The organism is Actinomyces oris (assembly GCF_001553935.1).
Lineage (GTDB): Bacteria > Actinomycetota > Actinomycetes > Actinomycetales > Actinomycetaceae > Actinomyces > Actinomyces oris_A.
This window is the reverse complement of record NZ_CP014232.1, coordinates 1563322-1578971: the sequence shown is the minus strand read 5'-3', so window position 1 is coordinate 1578971 and position 15650 is coordinate 1563322. Positions and strand designations below refer to the sequence as shown.

General features: G+C 67.2%; 8 protein-coding genes and 1 pseudogene. 3 read left to right on the top strand and 6 right to left on the bottom strand.

Annotation, left to right across the window (positions count from 1 at the left end):
- Window positions 1-111: 111 nt before the first annotated feature.
- Window positions 112-1374, top strand: coding sequence for a hypothetical protein (locus tag AXE84_RS06460; protein WP_060957273.1), 1263 nt, complete (start codon window positions 112-114; stop codon window positions 1372-1374).
- A gap of 746 nt (window positions 1375-2120) precedes the next feature.
- Window positions 2121-3440 carry an MFS transporter gene (locus AXE84_RS06455; RefSeq protein ID WP_060957272.1) on the top strand — a complete coding sequence of 440 codons (1320 nt, stop codon included), beginning with the start codon at window positions 2121-2123 and terminating at the stop codon, window positions 3438-3440.
- A 363-nt stretch (window positions 3441-3803) separates the two neighbouring features.
- On the opposite strand, the gene AXE84_RS06450 is transcribed toward AXE84_RS06455, so the two are convergent.
- Window positions 3804-4856, bottom strand: coding sequence for a glycosyltransferase family 2 protein (locus AXE84_RS06450; RefSeq protein WP_060957271.1), 1053 nt, complete (start codon window positions 4854-4856; stop codon window positions 3804-3806).
- Window positions 4853-5905 carry a glycosyltransferase family 2 protein gene (locus AXE84_RS06445; protein WP_060957270.1) on the bottom strand — a complete coding sequence of 351 codons (1053 nt, stop codon included), beginning with the start codon at window positions 5903-5905 and terminating at the stop codon, window positions 4853-4855. Before AXE84_RS06445 ends, AXE84_RS06450 begins: the two co-directional genes overlap by 4 nt.
- Before the next feature lie 208 nt (window positions 5906-6113).
- On the opposite strand from AXE84_RS06445, the pseudogene AXE84_RS06440 reads away from it, so the two are divergent.
- A pseudogene (locus AXE84_RS06440) lies at window positions 6114-7192 on the top strand (glycosyltransferase family 2 protein).
- 72 nt (window positions 7193-7264) lie between these two features.
- On the opposite strand, the gene AXE84_RS06435 reads toward AXE84_RS06440, so the two are convergent.
- The 4 genes from AXE84_RS06435 to AXE84_RS06420 all read right to left on the bottom strand — a co-directional run bounded on the left by AXE84_RS06435 (window position 7265) and on the right by AXE84_RS06420 (window position 15184).
- Complete coding sequence (locus AXE84_RS06435; protein WP_060957269.1) at window positions 7265-8236, bottom strand: diaminopimelate dehydrogenase; 972 nt, start codon at window positions 8234-8236, stop codon at window positions 7265-7267.
- A 1043-nt stretch (window positions 8237-9279) separates the two neighbouring features.
- A complete protein-coding gene (locus tag AXE84_RS06430; RefSeq protein WP_060957268.1) occupies window positions 9280-12348 on the bottom strand; it encodes a LamG domain-containing protein in 3069 nt (1022 codons plus the stop codon).
- A gap of 455 nt (window positions 12349-12803) precedes the next feature.
- Entirely contained in the window at window positions 12804-13487 is a 684-nt protein-coding gene (locus AXE84_RS06425) for a hypothetical protein (RefSeq protein WP_236750001.1), read from the bottom strand.
- 140 nt (window positions 13488-13627) lie between these two features.
- Window positions 13628-15184, bottom strand: a complete 1557-nt coding sequence (locus tag AXE84_RS06420; protein WP_060957266.1) for a hypothetical protein — start codon at window positions 15182-15184, stop codon at window positions 13628-13630.
- Window positions 15185-15650: the final 466 nt, after the last annotated feature.

Here is a 15650-nt window from a genome sequence, read left to right as displayed (position 1 = left end):
GCCGTGGCCCAGACATGGTCGCAGGCCACCTCCTACCAGGGCTCGCAAACGCCGTCGGACACTGATCCCGGAACGGGCCGGGAACCGGGGACGACGTGGCGGCGGCTGGAGATGGCGATCGCCGTCGTCCTGCTGGTCTGCGTGGGTGTGCGCCGCGAGCTGACGGCCGCCCTGAGCGTCGGGGACTGCGTCGCGCTCGTCTCGGTCCCCATCACCTGGACGGCCGTGCGCAAGGCGCGCCGCTTCTCGCTGCTGCTCGTGCTGTCCATCCTGGCGGCGGGCACGGCCTACATCATGTCCCTGCTGGCCGAGAACAGCTTCATCGTGGAGGCCTGGGCCCGCCGTGTCACCACCTTGAGCCTGCTGGCCGTCCCTTGCGCGGTGGCCGTCTTCGTGTGGGGGGCACGCCGGCTGGGAACAAGACGCGCGGCCCTGGCAGTCGGCTTCGGCATGTTCCTGGACTCGCTACCCCTGTTGCAGACCAACACCAACCCGTGGAAGTTCGGGGTCGGTGCGGCGGTGACGATCATGGTCCTCAGCCTCGTCGCCGACCGGCGCCGGCTGGTGCAGATCGCGGCCCTGCTGGTGCTCAGCGGCGTCTTCCTCGTCTCCGACTCACGCTCCACCCTGGCCTTCCTGGCCATCATCCTGGGCACGGTCATCTGGCAGGCCCTGGCGTCCTGGGCCCGATGGCACGTGCCCGCTCCCCGGCGCCTGGCGATCTCCCAGATCCTCGTCCTGGCGGTCGTGGGGATCGTGGCGATGGCCGGGGTCGTCATGGCCTCGGAGTCCGGGACCCTGGGCGAGGACGCCCAGAACCGGACCATCGCCCAGTCCTCGAGCTCGGCGGGGCTGCTGCTGTCCGCCCGCCCCGAGCTGGGAGCCTCCTGGGCCCTGTTCCAGAACCGGCCCTGGGGGTACGGCGCCGGCGTCAAGCCCCGTTTCGAGGACCTGTGGGTGGCCAAGCAAGGCATGGCCGCCCTGGGCTACGACCCGGACAACGGGTACGTCGAGAACTTCATGTTCGGCGGCCGCATCGAGCTCCACTCGGGTCTCATGGACATGTGGGCGGCGGCCTCGATCCCGGGCGGCCTCCTGCTGCTGCTCATCGCCGGAATGGCGCTGGCAGCGATGATGCGCGACCTGGGGCGACTCAAGGCCACGCCCTGGCTGTTCTTCGCGGCCCTGACCGTGGTGCAGAACGTGTTCGTGGGGCCCTGGACGGTGCTTCCCGCCTACCTGCCCATCGTCCTGGGGGCCGCCGTCCTGCAACCTCCCCTGCGTGAGGCCGCCCAGCTGGGCGCCGACGACGAGCCGGCCGCCCCACCACGGGACGCGTCCTCCGACTCCACGGCGCCCGCCCAGCAGGCGTGATCCCAACGCACTCCACGAGGGTGGGGACCCACTGGCCAAGGATTGTGCATACTGCACGACCCCCCGACCCCCTTGGAGTACACCCGCCCCTCCTCCAGTAGCCCCCGAGCTTCGTGCAGTGATGGGCAGGACGTCGGGGACACCCGTTACCTTGTTGGTGGTCCCGGGTGGTCCGGGGCTGGGCCAGCTGCTGTGGGCATGATGTCTTGCCTCTATCTTCTGATGATCCGGGGGGCGAAAGTCACCGGCGGCAGCCTTGCGACAAGTCGGGTGGTTGGATGACATAATCGTTCATCGTAGGGCGCCCGAGGATCCACACCTGCAGCGAGTGCAGATCGAGGCTCTACTTACATGCAACCTGTCGTGCAGTTACTGCTACTCAACCTCAGGGCCGGGCCGTAAAGAGCGACTGAGTCACGGGAAATTATGGACGTCATCAACCAAGCAGATGCCATAGCAGTACAGCAGATCGATTTTACTGACGGGGAGTATTTGATGATCCCGAGGTGGCGTGATCAGGTGGCGTATGCGCGGGAACTTGGAATGATCGTGACTGTGCACACCAACGGCATCCTACTCACACCTGCTTCAGTCCAAACTCTTCATGATCTCTCGATGGTATACGTCCAGGTGTCGGCGGATTCATGCCGACTCGACGGTCCGGAGCACGCCGGACTTACCGAATTCTATCGTTGTATGGGTGGACGAGTAGTACCGAGCGTTTGGATACACAAGGAAGTACTCCCATGAGCGCACGCACCTTAGTGCGTGGGCCGATTTTACAGCTCGCCGCAGTTTCTCTGGGGTCAAACGTCGTCGATGGGATCCGGGTCGCTGCCTTTGCTGTGCTGACCGCTTCGTATGCCGACTCAGCTCTGGAGGTCGCACTAGTTGCTACCGTAGCAACGTTGCCCAAGGTGTTCCTCTCTATACCGATCGGCGTCATGCTTGATCGATGGAGCAAGTTGCGGACCCTATACCTGGTTAACCTAGCCCGTGCGCTCCTTTTAATGGGGCTCGCCGTGGCGCTCTACCTAGGCACCGGTTCTATCCTTCTGCTCTGTGCATTCGCCTTGTTCTTCGGCACGCTAGAAGAATTCTATGACGCAGCGTCAGTACTGGTTGTCCCGGATTTAACAGAACCTAACGAGTACCTGAAATCGAATGCCACCATCCGGTGGATGCAAGAGCTTGGCAACGGAGCTATCGGCCCGTTTGTTGGCGCCGCATTGGTAGGGTGGTCTGCGACAACGCCATTCACTTTGAGTGCAGGAATGTTGCTCATCATTGCGCTCGCACTACACTCTCTTCAGCGCTCACACTTACTGATACTTGATCAGTCGTCAGCCGAGGGACAACACGATGAAGGTCGCCAAGGGAACACTTGTGACGAGAGTACGGCGGAAGTTAACATCCAACCGACGACCATAACTATTGAAGGTCGCATACGCGCCTTCATGAAGGAATTGCGGGATGGCCTTGTTGTGACTTGGCGAAATACTTTTGCGCGTAACATTGTGGCGGTATTTGGACTCTGGAACCTTTTCGGCTGGATGCCGGAGTCTATTCTCGTCGTTTACGTCATGGAGGCACTGAAAGGCGGCGGCGACACCTACGGCCTCCTGCTTGCCATCACGTCCGTCGGAGCATTGCTCGGTGGACTTGCACTGCTAGTGACCCCTGACACAGTGAGCGTTCGTTGGGTGACCACCCTGGCTCTCGGAGTCTACGCACTGACTCTTGCTGTTCCGGGAATCTGGCCCGGTTTCTGGGTCGCTGCGGTGGCGTTCTTCATTCAGGGCCTCCCGCTGGTGCTGTTGAGCGGCGCACTGGCAGCTCAGATACAGTTGACGATCGATCGACATTTCCTCGGCAGGGTCTATGCGGTGATCGGTACGGTTGGCAGCCTCGGCATGACGGCGGGCCTGACCCTGGGGGGTGTGGTCGCCGATCTTACTTCAACGCCTTTCGTTTTTGTGCTCGGCGGAGTTGGTATCGGCTTTGTATCATTGATATCTGCCTTGACCTTTTCCTCGACCACAGCAAGCATTCTTGCGACCCGCTGATTGAGGCGTGGGCGAGTAAGCTACGAAGGCGCGGCCTGTCGGTGATGCTGATCTTGCGGGCCGAGGATATGCGCCCGGACAGCGCAGACCCACAGGATGACGGAAGTGTGGCGGACCACCGGGAGCCGGCTCAGTATTGGGAGGCGCTCAGGTTAACTGGATTGGCACGAGCACACCGGAGGATATGAACGTTGCTCTGTCCTAGCCGCCGCAGGTAGATCTTGTCGATCCAAGGCACGATGGGGGTGCCCCTATGTCCAGCAGCAAGGAGCAAGGCCCCCACTGGCCAAGGGTTGCGCATACTGCACGACCCCCCCCGACGCCCGTGGAGTACACCTTGCCCTCGTCCAGTAGCCCCGGCCTTCAGTGGTCGTACTCGCGGTGGACGCCGCCTCCGACGCTGGCCGCCAGGATGCCGCGGCCACGGGCCAGTAGCCGAGCCCCCTTGGCCGCGTGCCGGGGGCTGCCGATGAGGGTTCCGCCGGCGGTTCGCAGGCCGCCGACGACGATGCGCACCAGGCCACCGGCCGCGGCCTTGGCCCGGATGGCCGGCTGAGCCCCGCCGCCGGCCAGGGCCAGCTCCACGCGCACCGAGGTGGCAGCGTGGGAGCGCTGACGTCGTAGAATCCAGGGGCGGGTGAGGCGCGAGGCCGGCACGTGGTCGCGCACGCGCGCCTCATCGCACCAGCGGATGACACCGCCGGCGGCGCTCAGCCGGCGGGTGAAGAGCGTGTCCTCTCCCCCAGTGGCGCCGAAGGCCTCATCGAAGCGCAGCCCGGCCCGGCGCACGAAACCCAGGTCCAGCAGCAGGCAGTTGGAGGCCGCCACCGGGCGGACCGTGCCAGTGGGCCAGGTTCTGCGCACGAAGAACTCGCCCTGACGCACCCACGCCTCGGGCTCGACATCGTAGGCGGGGATGACGGGTCCGGCCACCGCCTGGCAGCCGGTCGAGGACCACATCCCCACGAGGGCGGCGAGCCAGCCGGGCTCGGGCTCCTCGTCGTCGTCGATGAAGACGAGCAGGTCGCGCCCACCGGTCTCGTCCAGGGCGCGGTTGCGCACCGCCGCCACACCGGGCCTCTCCTCGATGACGTAGCGCAGGCCCACGCCCCCGGGCTCCTCCGAGCCCTCCGCGGAGGAACGCACCGGCACCCCGGCGTCGGCCGCTGCGGCGAGGGCGGCCTCGCGCCCGGTGCCCTGGGCGTCGTTGTCGATGACGAGGACCTCAACGTCGCTCACGCCCCTGCCTGCGCCCCCGTCCGTATCCGCCGCGCCCGCGGCATCGCCCTCGGGTTCCCTGGCCTCGGCACTCGAGCCGCCAACCAGTTCCCCGGCCTGCTCCAGGACCCCACTGACGGCCCGTTTGAGGTCCTGCGGGCGGCGGAAGGTGGGGATGGCGATTGTCAGCCGGTTCATGCCTTGCTCCTGCCGGGGCGTGCTGTGTTCCTCCGGCGCCGGGGGCGTCCGTACTCGCGCACGTGGACGCCCAGCGCGCCCACGACCATGCCCAGTCCCCCGCGCGAGGAGACCTCGTAGCGGGCCTGGGCGGGCACGTCACCGCGGATGCGGGCCACGCCGGCGCGAGCCCCGTCGATTCCGGCCTTGGCCAGTCCCTTGGCGCCATAGCCCAGGCGCAGCCTGAGACGGGCGAGCCTGCCGGAGGCACCGCCGTCGGGCGCGGCTGTGTCGATGCGCACCCGGGCCCAGGACGAGCCCGAGCGCAAGGAGCGCTCCAGCACCCAGGTGCGCCGGGCGCGGGCCGCGGGCACGCGCTTGGTGACCACCGCCCCGGCCGCGAAGCGGATGACACCGCCGGCGCGGGTGAGCTGGCGGGTGAACAGGGAGTCCTCCCCGCCGGTGAGCCCGTAGCGCGGGTCGAAGCGCAGCCCCAGGCCCTCGACGACGGCCAGATCCAGGAGCAGGTTGCCGGTGTCGGCACTGCGGACCTGGGCACCGTCGGCAGCCTCCCAGGAGTCGAAGGCACCTGAAGCGACCACCCACGCCGAGGGGTCGACCTCGAAGGTCGGCGGCGTGGGGCCGGTGACGGCGGCGCAGCCCTGGGCGCGCCAGGTGCTCACGAGGGCCTTGAGCCAGCCCGGTGAGGGGATCTCGTCGTCGTCGATGAAGACGAGGGCGTCAGAGCCGTGGGCCTGGCTCAGGGCCCGGTTGCGTCCGGCCACGATGCCCGGCTCGGGCTCGTGAACGTAGACCAGCCGCGACGTCGCCGCCGCGTCCAAGTCAGCCGCCCCGGACGATTCCGCCGCCTCCGGCTGCTCGCCGCCCAGGGCCGCCCGGGCGGCCTCGACGACGGCCCTCGCCCCGGCCTGCGGGTCGTTGTCCACAATGAGCACACTCACCGTCGTCTGCGCATCACAGACGTCGTCGGCCTGCGCCAGCAGCTCGGGGATCACCTGCGCGAGGTAGTCGTTGCGACGGTAGGTGAGCATCGCGATGGTCAGGTGCACGTCCAGCCCCGTCCTTCCTCCCGCCTGCCGGCGGATCGCGGCGTGATATCAGGGTCTAACGGTACTATCACGAAGCGGGTGCGCCCCACGCCGGGAGCACCCGAGTCACGACGTCGCACCCCCGGCTCTCGGAGGCGCGATACCCGCCGTACCCGACCTCGCCAGCACCGCTCCGACACCGCCCCGCACCCGGAAGGCTCCTGCTCCGATGACCTCCACCGCTGACCCCGCCCAGGGCGCCGAGACCCCCGAGGCCGCCAATCCGATCGGCCCCGCCACCGGCGCCCCCGCCCAGGCTGTCGAGATCACCGAGGCCTCCGAGGCTCTCTCCGGCGGCGAGCTGCTCTCGCGCACGGCGGTCATCGTCGTCAGCTACGACTCGGCGAAGCTCCTGGGGCGCACGCTGGCGCGCGTGGCCGAGGACTCCCCGAGGCCCGCATCATCGTCGTCGACAACTACTCCACACCCGCCGCCCGCGAAGAACTGGTGGCGCTGGCCTCCTCGCGGGGCTGGGAGGCGGTCCTGCCGGAGACGAACACCGGCTTCGGCGGCGGCATGAACCTGGGTGCGGCCCGGGCCCGCGAGCTCGGAGCCGACCTGCTGGTCCTGCTCAATCCCGACGCTGTCATCGCCCGGGCCGACCTCATCCGCCTGGCGGCCAGGGCGCACGCGGACCGGCTCGCTCTGGTGGCGCCGGTGCTCAAGGACTCCAGTGGCCGCATTGTCTCCGACGGGATCGTCGTGTGCCTGGCCGATGGCTCGATGCGCTCGCGCCGCTCACCGCGCCCGATTCCCCCCGGCGGCACCCAGCCGTGGCTCTCGGGTGCCTGTCTGGCGCTGTCGGCGGACCTGTTCGAGGCCGCCGGCGGCCTGGACGCGCGCTACTTCCTGTACTGGGAGGACGTGGACTTCTCGGCCCGGGTCCTGGCGGCCGGGGGCAGCCTGGCCCTGGTGCGCGACGCCGTGGCCGTCCACGATGAGGGCGGCACCCACTCCGAGGACGACCAGCCCGACCGCGCCAAGTCGGACATCTACTACTACTACAACGTGCGCAACCGGCTGCTGTACGCGGGGCTGCACCTGGATCGGGCCACACAGCGCCGGTGGGTGGCCACGGCGGGCCGGGCCGCCCGCGAGATCGTCCTGCGCGGCGGCCGGCGCCAGCTGCTGAGCACTCGCCGCCCGCTCATCACGGCGGCGCAGGCCACCCGCGACGGGATGAGGCTCCTGCGTGCCGCCCGCCGCGGCGAGCTGCCCGACGTCGATGTCCCCCTCATCCGCGACTGACTCAGCCGGAGCCGAGGCGTCCCGCCGCAGGCACGGTGCCTGCAGCGGGACGCCTCGGTCTGTCCGCCCGCCTCACAGGTAGTGGGCGCGCAGCTCCTCAGGGCTCGTCGGGGACAGGTCGGCGAGCGTGACATCGAAAACGGTGCGCGCACCGGTCTCGCCGCGAGCGGCCAGCCTCGCCACCGCGCGCGCCGTGGCGACCAGGACCGAGCCGGTGAACTCCGGGTTGGAGCCGAGCTGGAGCTCGAAGCTCACGGTCTCAGCCACGCCCTCGGAGGTGTGCCCACGGCGGATGACGGAGCCGCCGTGCGGGATCCCGGCGTGCTCGGCGGCCAGCTCCTCGGCGGTGATGAAGGTGACGGTGGTGTCGTAGTCGGCGAAGTAGTTGGGCATCTCCACGATCTCCCGCTCGATGCGGGCCAGGTCGGCGCCCTCCTCGGCCACCACGTAGCAGTCGCGCGTGTGCATGGAACGGGTGGTCAGCTCGACGTCGTCACCGGCCTTAACGGCGGCGACGGTGGCCTCCACCGGGCGGGTGTACTGCTTGGCGTCGACGACGCCGTCGATGCGGCGCAGGGCGTCGGAGTGCCCCTGGGAGACGCCGGGCCCCCAGAAGGTGGTGGTGGCGCCATCGGGCAGGACGGCCTCGCCCAGGACCCGCAGCATGGAGAACAGGCCCGGGTCCCAGCCGGCGGAGATCAGGGCGACGTGGCCCGAGGCCTTGGCGGCGGCGTCGACGGCGGCGAAGTGCTCGGGGATGCGGGCGTGGGTGTCGAAGGAGTCGACCGTGTTGAACAGGGCCGCGGCGGCCGGGGTCTGCTCGATCAGGTCGGTGGCCGAGCCTCCGCAGTTCAGGCAGACATCAACCTTGTCGGCCCAGGCGGCCATGTCGTCAACGTGGGCGACGGGCGCCCCCTGGGTGGTGACGGTGGCCGGGTCGCGCCGGGTGAAGACGACGGCGACCTCCATGTCCGCGTTCTTGGTGATGGCCTGCTCGACACCGCGGCCGAGGTTGCCGTATCCGTTGATCGCTACCCTGATCATGGTTCCTCCTAGTGGGTTCTCACTACAAGGAGGATCCTAGGGACGCTCCGTGTTGCCTGCGTGTGACATGTCGGGGAGTGGCCGCCTGGCCGACAGGGCTACACGTGCCTGTCGGGATCAGGCAGTAGTGCTCACGTCTGTGCTGTCTCCTGATGTGCTGTCTCCTGACTTCTGAGACATATGGGTGTCATGACTTCTGAGGCACTCGCTCGGGCGGGAGCCTTGGGCGGGCTGATGGTCCGGGAGGCGAGGGCGAGGTCGAAGGCAAGAGGTCTGGCAGGTCCTGGCAGGTCGCTGGTGTCCATGGTGCTGACATTAAAGGCGTACCGGCGCCGCACACCGAAGAAGAACCGCAGGATTTCAACGATCCCCGCTGGGCGCACCGACGGCAGGCTCGTCAATGTCAGCGCTGTGGACACCGGGCCGCGCGGGAGTGAGTCCGGGGTTCTTGCGGCACAGCCCGGCGCCTCCGTCACAGGTCCGCCCCCACCACCCCCTGACCGCCGCCTGCGCAGGGTCCCGGTGGTCATGGTTCGAAGCCGGCCCGCCCCGAGTCGGCGTGAGTCGGCCTGCTCCACGAGGGTCGGGAACCACTGGCCAAGGGTTGTGCGTACTGCACGAAGGCCCCACCTACCCTCAGTACCTCCAACCCTCGACCAGTAACACCCACCCCTCGTGCAGTGCACCCAGACGACGCCGTCAGCCACCACAGTGACCGGGCCAGCCCCCTCCAACAGGCCGAAGCAGCAGCCCTCCCACCCGGCAGACCCACCCCACCGATGACGTGAGATGTCATGACATCCGAACCTCCCAGAAGCCATGAGCCAGCACAGTAGGTACTCACGACGTCCTCGCCGCCTTGGCAGCGATGAAGGCGTCGAAGTCGAAGGGCTCCGCCTGTCCGCCCGCCCCACCGGATACGAGCGCCTCTTTTGGGTATCGCACTTGCCCGACATCCCCTCTCGGCACGCGATCAGAACGGGGCGGGCCGGGAAGATCAGCTCTTCCCGGCCCGCCCCGTATGCGCGCTGCGCTCGACGGCGTCAGTGCTGCTTGATGGTGACCTTGTCGACCGACAGGGTGACGGTCTCCGGTCCGGCCGAGCCGGACATGTAGGTGGTCAGCCCCACGGTTCCGGCCTCATTGAGGGTCTTGTCGTTGTCAACGGCCTCGATCCCCCACTCGGCGGGCTCGGTGTCCCCGGCCCAGAGCTTGGTCTGGATGTTGGTCGACTCCGCGCCGTCAACCACCATGCGCAGGTGGAGCGGCTGACCGGCCGTGTAGGGCTGCTTCATGACGTAGGAGCCCAGGGAGGTCTCCTTGCCCTTGACCACGCGCGAGACCGTGACCACCGGGTTGCCGGCGCTGCCGATGCGGACCGTGGCCTGGTACTGACCGGCCTTGGTCGTGCGGGCGGCGTAGGAGATGAAAGCACCGTTACCGGTGGGCACCGCGTCCAGGGAGAAGTCCACGACGGCGTCGGTGGAGGTCGACTTGATCGGGTCGGAGATGATGGAGGCCGAGGAGCGCGGACCGGCCATGGCGATCCGGCCGCTGGTGCCATCGACGGAGAATGCCGCGGCGTTCCAGGTGGTCTTCCAGGCACCGCCGGCCTGGGCCTTGCCCCAGCCGCCGTTCACGCTGCGCTCGAAGGAGTCGTCCAGCAGGGCCTTGCCCTCGGGCTGCTTACCCTTGTCCTTTCCGGCGTTGTCCTTGCCGGCGTTGTCCTTGCCCTTGCCATCACCCTTGTCCGGCTCGACCTGCTTGCCGGTGGCGGCGGTGTAGTGCTCGGCGATCTGCCGCGCCGACAGCGGCGTGCTGTAGACGGCGGCCTCGTCGATGTCGGCCTGGATGTTGGTGTTGGAGGGCTGACCGTTGACACCGCCGAGGGCGTCCCCACCGATGCGCCAGTAACCGGAGTAACTCTCACCCGCGGTCATGGCGGCGTCGAAGGCGGCGAGGTTGCCGTCCACGTAGAGCATGGCACCGGCGGTCGGGCTCAGAGAGGCCACGATGTGGTGCCACTGCCCGTCGTTGTAGCTCTTGGGAGTGGTGATCGTGGTCAGCTTGCCCGGGTAGAGCATGAAGCTGAGCGTGCCGTCATTGCGCATGTACACCATGCGGTCACGGTTCCACGACTGGTTGGCCGCTGAGGAGCCGTAGCCCATGATCTCCCCGCCCGAGGTCGAGGTCGTGCGGACCCACGCCTCCATGGAGAAGGTGGTGGGGGCCTGGGAGGCGACGCGCGTGGCGGCGTGCGACTTGTTCGTGGCGTCCGAGGTCAGGCCGAGCGAGGCGCCCGAGCCCAGGACGGACCCGCTTCCGCGCTTATAGGCCTTGCCACGAATCGTCAGGTTGCGCTGGGCCACGAAGTCCTCGGCCTTGTCACCGCTGGTCTCGTCGAAGGACCAGTAGTGGGCGGCGCCGTCGGCCAGCACCCGGGCGCCGTACTTGCTCAGGCCCTGACCCTCAGCGGCCTTGACCGTCACCCAGTCCGAGACCGTGGAGGCGCCCCACTGGTCGGTCACCTGGACCCGGTAGCGGTGCGTGCTCCCGGGATCGACGACGTCAGTGGCGCTGAGGTCGGGGCGCTCCCAGAAGCCGGCGGTCGCCGTCTGGCTGGTAACCGGCTGACTGTTCATGTCGTCGCGGTAGACGTTGTAGGTCAGGGTCTTGTCATCCCGGTCCCAGTTGGCCTTGAAGGACAGGGAGACGACCCCGGCGCGCGGCGAGGTGCCGGAGACCTTGAAGGCACCGCCCTTGTCCATGGGTCCCTGCTTGTTCGGGGCAATGTCACGGCGGGCGAAGCGCACCAGGCCCTGCTGGGCGGTGCCATTGACGGCCAGGAACTCGCCGCCGTAGACGACGTACTTGTCGTTGCCCTCAACGGTCCAGGTCGCCTGGATGGCGCCGGAGATCTTTCCCGGCGTGAAGTCGGGATAGAAGTTGAGGTTCGTGGTGGCGTTCTGGCCCGCGTAGTTCTTGTAGCCCGCGACCTTGTTCTCCCCCACCGTTCCGGTGGCGGCATTCGTGTAGGCCATCGCGTTGTGGTAGTGGTAGGAGACGTCCGGGAAGCCACCGATGTTGGAGCAGTCGTGGGAGTGGCTGGCGGCATAGACGACGTCACCGGCGGGCAGGACGTCATAGGTGTCGCCGTGGCATTCGGCCATGTAGTCGATGTCCCCGGTGACCCAGTTCAGGCGCATGACGCCTTCGAAGGTGCCGAGCCGGGAGTAGCTCGACGCGTACAGACCGTGCTCGTCGGCCTTGACGCTCATGACGGAGGCCTCGGCGCCGGCGCCGTGGACCACGCTGGAGGCGTTGTTCTTGCGCAGACTGCCGTCCTTCTCGAAGATGGCGATCCCGTGACCGGGCTTGTCGCTGCCCTCGACGGACTCGAAGGCGCCGCCGATGGCCACGGCCGAGCCGTCCACGGCCTCGACGATGCTGCGCACGTAGTAGTTGTCGATCTTCGGCGCGAAGTTCGTCAGCCGCTGGCTGCCCAGGTTGAGCGCCGCAACGCGCTGACGGGCCGAGGAGTTGATCTGGGTGAAGGCCCCACCGATGTAGAGGGTCTGCCCGTCGGGGGAGACGCTCAGGGCCTTGACGCTGCCGTTGGCCGAGGCGCCCAGCGGAGCGCGCTGGCCGTCAGAGGCCCTGACTGCTCCGACGCGCCAGGCGGCCTGGTTGTTCAGCGTGGTGAAATCTCCGCCCAGGTAGAGGGTCTGCCCGTCGGCGGAGGCGGCAATGGCGTTGATGGTGCCGTTGGTGGTGGGCGCCCAGTCGACGATCTCGCCGGTGTTGATGTTGTAGGCCATCGCGTTGCTGCGCGATGACTCGTTCTGACCGGCAGGCGACCCTGCCGGCCTGACCGCGGAGAACTTCCCGACGGCGTAGACGATGTCCCCAACCACAACCTGGTCCCAAACAATGCCGTTGATCTGGGCGGTGGGCAGGGCGTCGGCGGAGACGGTGCTGGGAGTGCCGGCAGCGCCGGCGGGGGCGGGCGCCGGGTCCGCGGCGGCAGGGGAGGCCGGAGCGAGCGTGACGGCACCGATGGGAACGAGAGCCGCGGCCAGCAGGCCGCTCAGGAGTCGGCGGGGGAGCTTCACAGGTATTCCATTCAGAACATACTCAGATCACGGACACGCAACCTTACGAATGGCTGGTATTCCGCGCCCGACACGGGTCGACGGGCGCGCTTATCGTACACCGCCAACAACCAGCCCACCTCTGTTTTGGCGTACACCACAGAGCGGAACAATTCCGCCACACACCGACCCCTCGTTCAAATCCCGCCATACTCCAGTCTTTTCAAGGATCCCGCAGCACTCATAAGTCCCCACGATCGGAACCACCTTCTATATAGACGCGACTCAGGTTGCTTTTAGTGCCGATTCGCCCCATGTCACAGCGAAGCAACGGTCAAGGCCTCTGGCGGAGGCCTCCCGAGCGGTTCGCCGAGCACGCCAAGGCGCCGTCCGCCGCTCACTTTCATGAGCAACGGACGGCGCTTGGATACGGGACACGGAAGGGCGGTCAACACCCTCAGAGGACTCGTCCTGGGTCAGCCGGCAGACCCCCGGAAGGTGGCGGCCCCACGGCCCGCCCCCAGGTCCACGACGACCTTGACATTCCCTCGCCCATCCGCCGGGATGACGAAGGCTCGATTCACAGTCACCGTCTCACCGGCGGCGAGCTTGGCCGGCACCGCATCCGAGGCCGAGACGATCTCGGAGGCAGGAGTGCCAGCACCCTCGCCGTAGTTGACGGTGGTGGACAGCACGCTGGCCAGCGGCAGCTCCTGACTGGACCTGTTGGTCACCGTCACCGGGATCAGGACACCAGCGCCTCCCACTTCGCCGGGAGCGCTTGCGAAGTCCTTCGCCTGCATCTGCCCCAGGGAGATCACCAGGTCCCCGTCAACGCGGACAGACTTGTCCAGGCCCACCTCGGGGTACTCATCCTTCGACAGGTCACCGGTCTCAACGGCCTTGGGGTCGATCGAGGAGGCGTCCGGGGTCGAGACGTCACCCGAGGGGGACGCAGGCGCCACCGTCGGCTTCGCGGTCTGGACCGTCGGTGTGGCGACATTCGAGGGGGCGGCCTGAGCGGAGGCCGAGCCGCTGGCAGAGGCTGCGGCGGAGGCGGAGGGACTGGCAGCGCTCTGAGACTTTCCGCCTCCGCAGGCGGCCAGCCCTAGGCCCAGCACCAGGACAGTGGGGAGGATCAGCATTCGAGTTCGTGACACGTGCCGAAGCGTACGACCTCCGCCGAGCACTGCGTCACCCTCAGCGACCACTGAGTTGGGAAGCACACCCCCGCTGACGATAGAACCGGACGATTCGGGGGATACCCCGCGGCGATCCGCTGACCCGACAGGCCTCATGGTCACCACCACCAGCCGCCGCCCTGGTTGTCGTCCCAGCCGGCCTGGTCCCAGTCGCCCTGGTCCCAGCCATCCTGGTCATCCCAGTCGTCCTGCTTCTTCTTGTTCTTCTTCTTGTTCTTCTTGTCTTTCTTGTCCTGCTTGTCCTTGCCGTTGTCGCCGTCGTCGTTATTGCCGTTGTTGCCGTTGTTGCCGTTGTTGCCGTTGTCGGCATCCTCGTTACCGGGCTCAGCGGCGTTGACATCGCCACCGCTCATGGAGAAACGGACAAGGCCCTGCTGCTTGGTGCCGTTGACCGCGACGAACTCACCGCCGTAGACGAGGTACTGGCTGTTACCCTCAACGGTCCACACGGCCTGGTTCAGACCGCTGTACTCACCGATCTGGAACCCCGGCAGGAAGCCGTTGTACTGCGTGGGGGCGGGCATTCCCGCATAGTCGCTGTAGCCACGAGCCGTGTTGGAGCGCACGGTGCCCGTCGCCGTGCTGGAGAAGCCCACAGCATGGTGGTAGACCCCCTCCGTATCGGAACGGTCGGGGAAACCGCCGATGTTACTGCAGTCGTGGGTGTGACTGGCGATGTAGATGACGTCATTGGTGGGCAGCACGTCGTAGGTGTCACCGTGACAGTCGGCCATGAGATCGATATCCCCGGTGGTCCAGCTGGCCCGGAACATCCCCTCGAAGGTCCCCTCCTGGGAATATCCGGTGCCGTACAGACCCCGAGAGTCCGACTTGAGGCTCATGATGCCGGAGTTCGAACCCGCATTGCGGATGACGCTGGAGATGTTGGTGTTCCGTACAGAGCCGTCCTTCTCCAGAACGGCGATCCCGTAGGCGTCGGAGGAACCTCCCACCGAGGTGAAGGAGCCACCGATCGCCACAGCGGAGTTGTCAGTGGCCACCGTGATGGAACGAACCAGGGAGTCGTCGACCTGGGGAGCGAAGCTGGTGACCTTGTTCGTCTTGAGATCCACGGCGCCGGCGCGCTGCCGCGCTGAGGAGTTGATCTGAGTGAAGGAGCCCGCCAGGTACAGGGTCGAGCCGTCGGGAGAGATCTCCAGATCCATCACCATGCCGTTGGCCGACGCCCCCAGCGGCTTGCGCTTGCCTGCAGCGTCCACTGCCGCCACCCGATAGACCGTCTCATCATTGACAGAGGTGAAGTTGCCGCCGAGGTAGATGGTGGAGCCGTCGGCCGAGGCCTCGACCGCATTGATCTTGCCGTTGACCTTGGGGGCCCAGTCCAGCAGCGCCCCGGTGGTGATGTCGAAGGCCATGGCGTTGTACCGAGGCGACTCGTTCTCACCGGCATCGGCGCCGGAGGGGCGAGCGTTCTTGAACTCCCCGACGACGTAGACGGTATTGCCCACCACCGCCTGGTCCAGAACGATGCCGTCCATCTGAGCAGTGGGTAGAGGCTGAGGGGAGGCAAGAGTGGTCTGCCCGGCAGCAGCGGCCGGGGGCGCCACAACAGTGGGGGCGACGAGCGCACCAAGGGCGAGGGGGAGGGCGGTCAGAACCGCCCCCACACTGGAGACAGCGCGGGAAGGATGCACGAGTGCTCCGTTCTTAAGACGTGAGGGAACGTGGGTGGGTGGCGCAGTACGAACGGGGCGGCCTCACCGCAGCGAGACCGGCGCCGGTCACGAGAGTATTACAGCGATAACGCTTTGATAACGACTCAAGGAGCCTTTGTTCCGCCCCTCATTGTGCAATCAGTCACTTCTCGAGCGAGGCGGCACCCTCCACCCGCTTTTCTCACAGATAGACTCTCATTAACCCGCAGTGAGTGCCACACCTGATTCTTGTCTGGAATACTCAGTCTTCGCCCAGGTGGTGTGGACCAGTCGAACGCTATCCCTCCACCATAGTTCCGGCGCGTCACCAGGGCGGCGCCCCACCCCCGCACTCCCAGGCGCCGGAGAAATGAACGGGACGACTCGTTCGGTGTCTACCTGCAGCACCTGCCTCTAGACTGCTGACCGGCTGTACCGGGCGGGTGCGAGGCCACCAGCCCGCAGG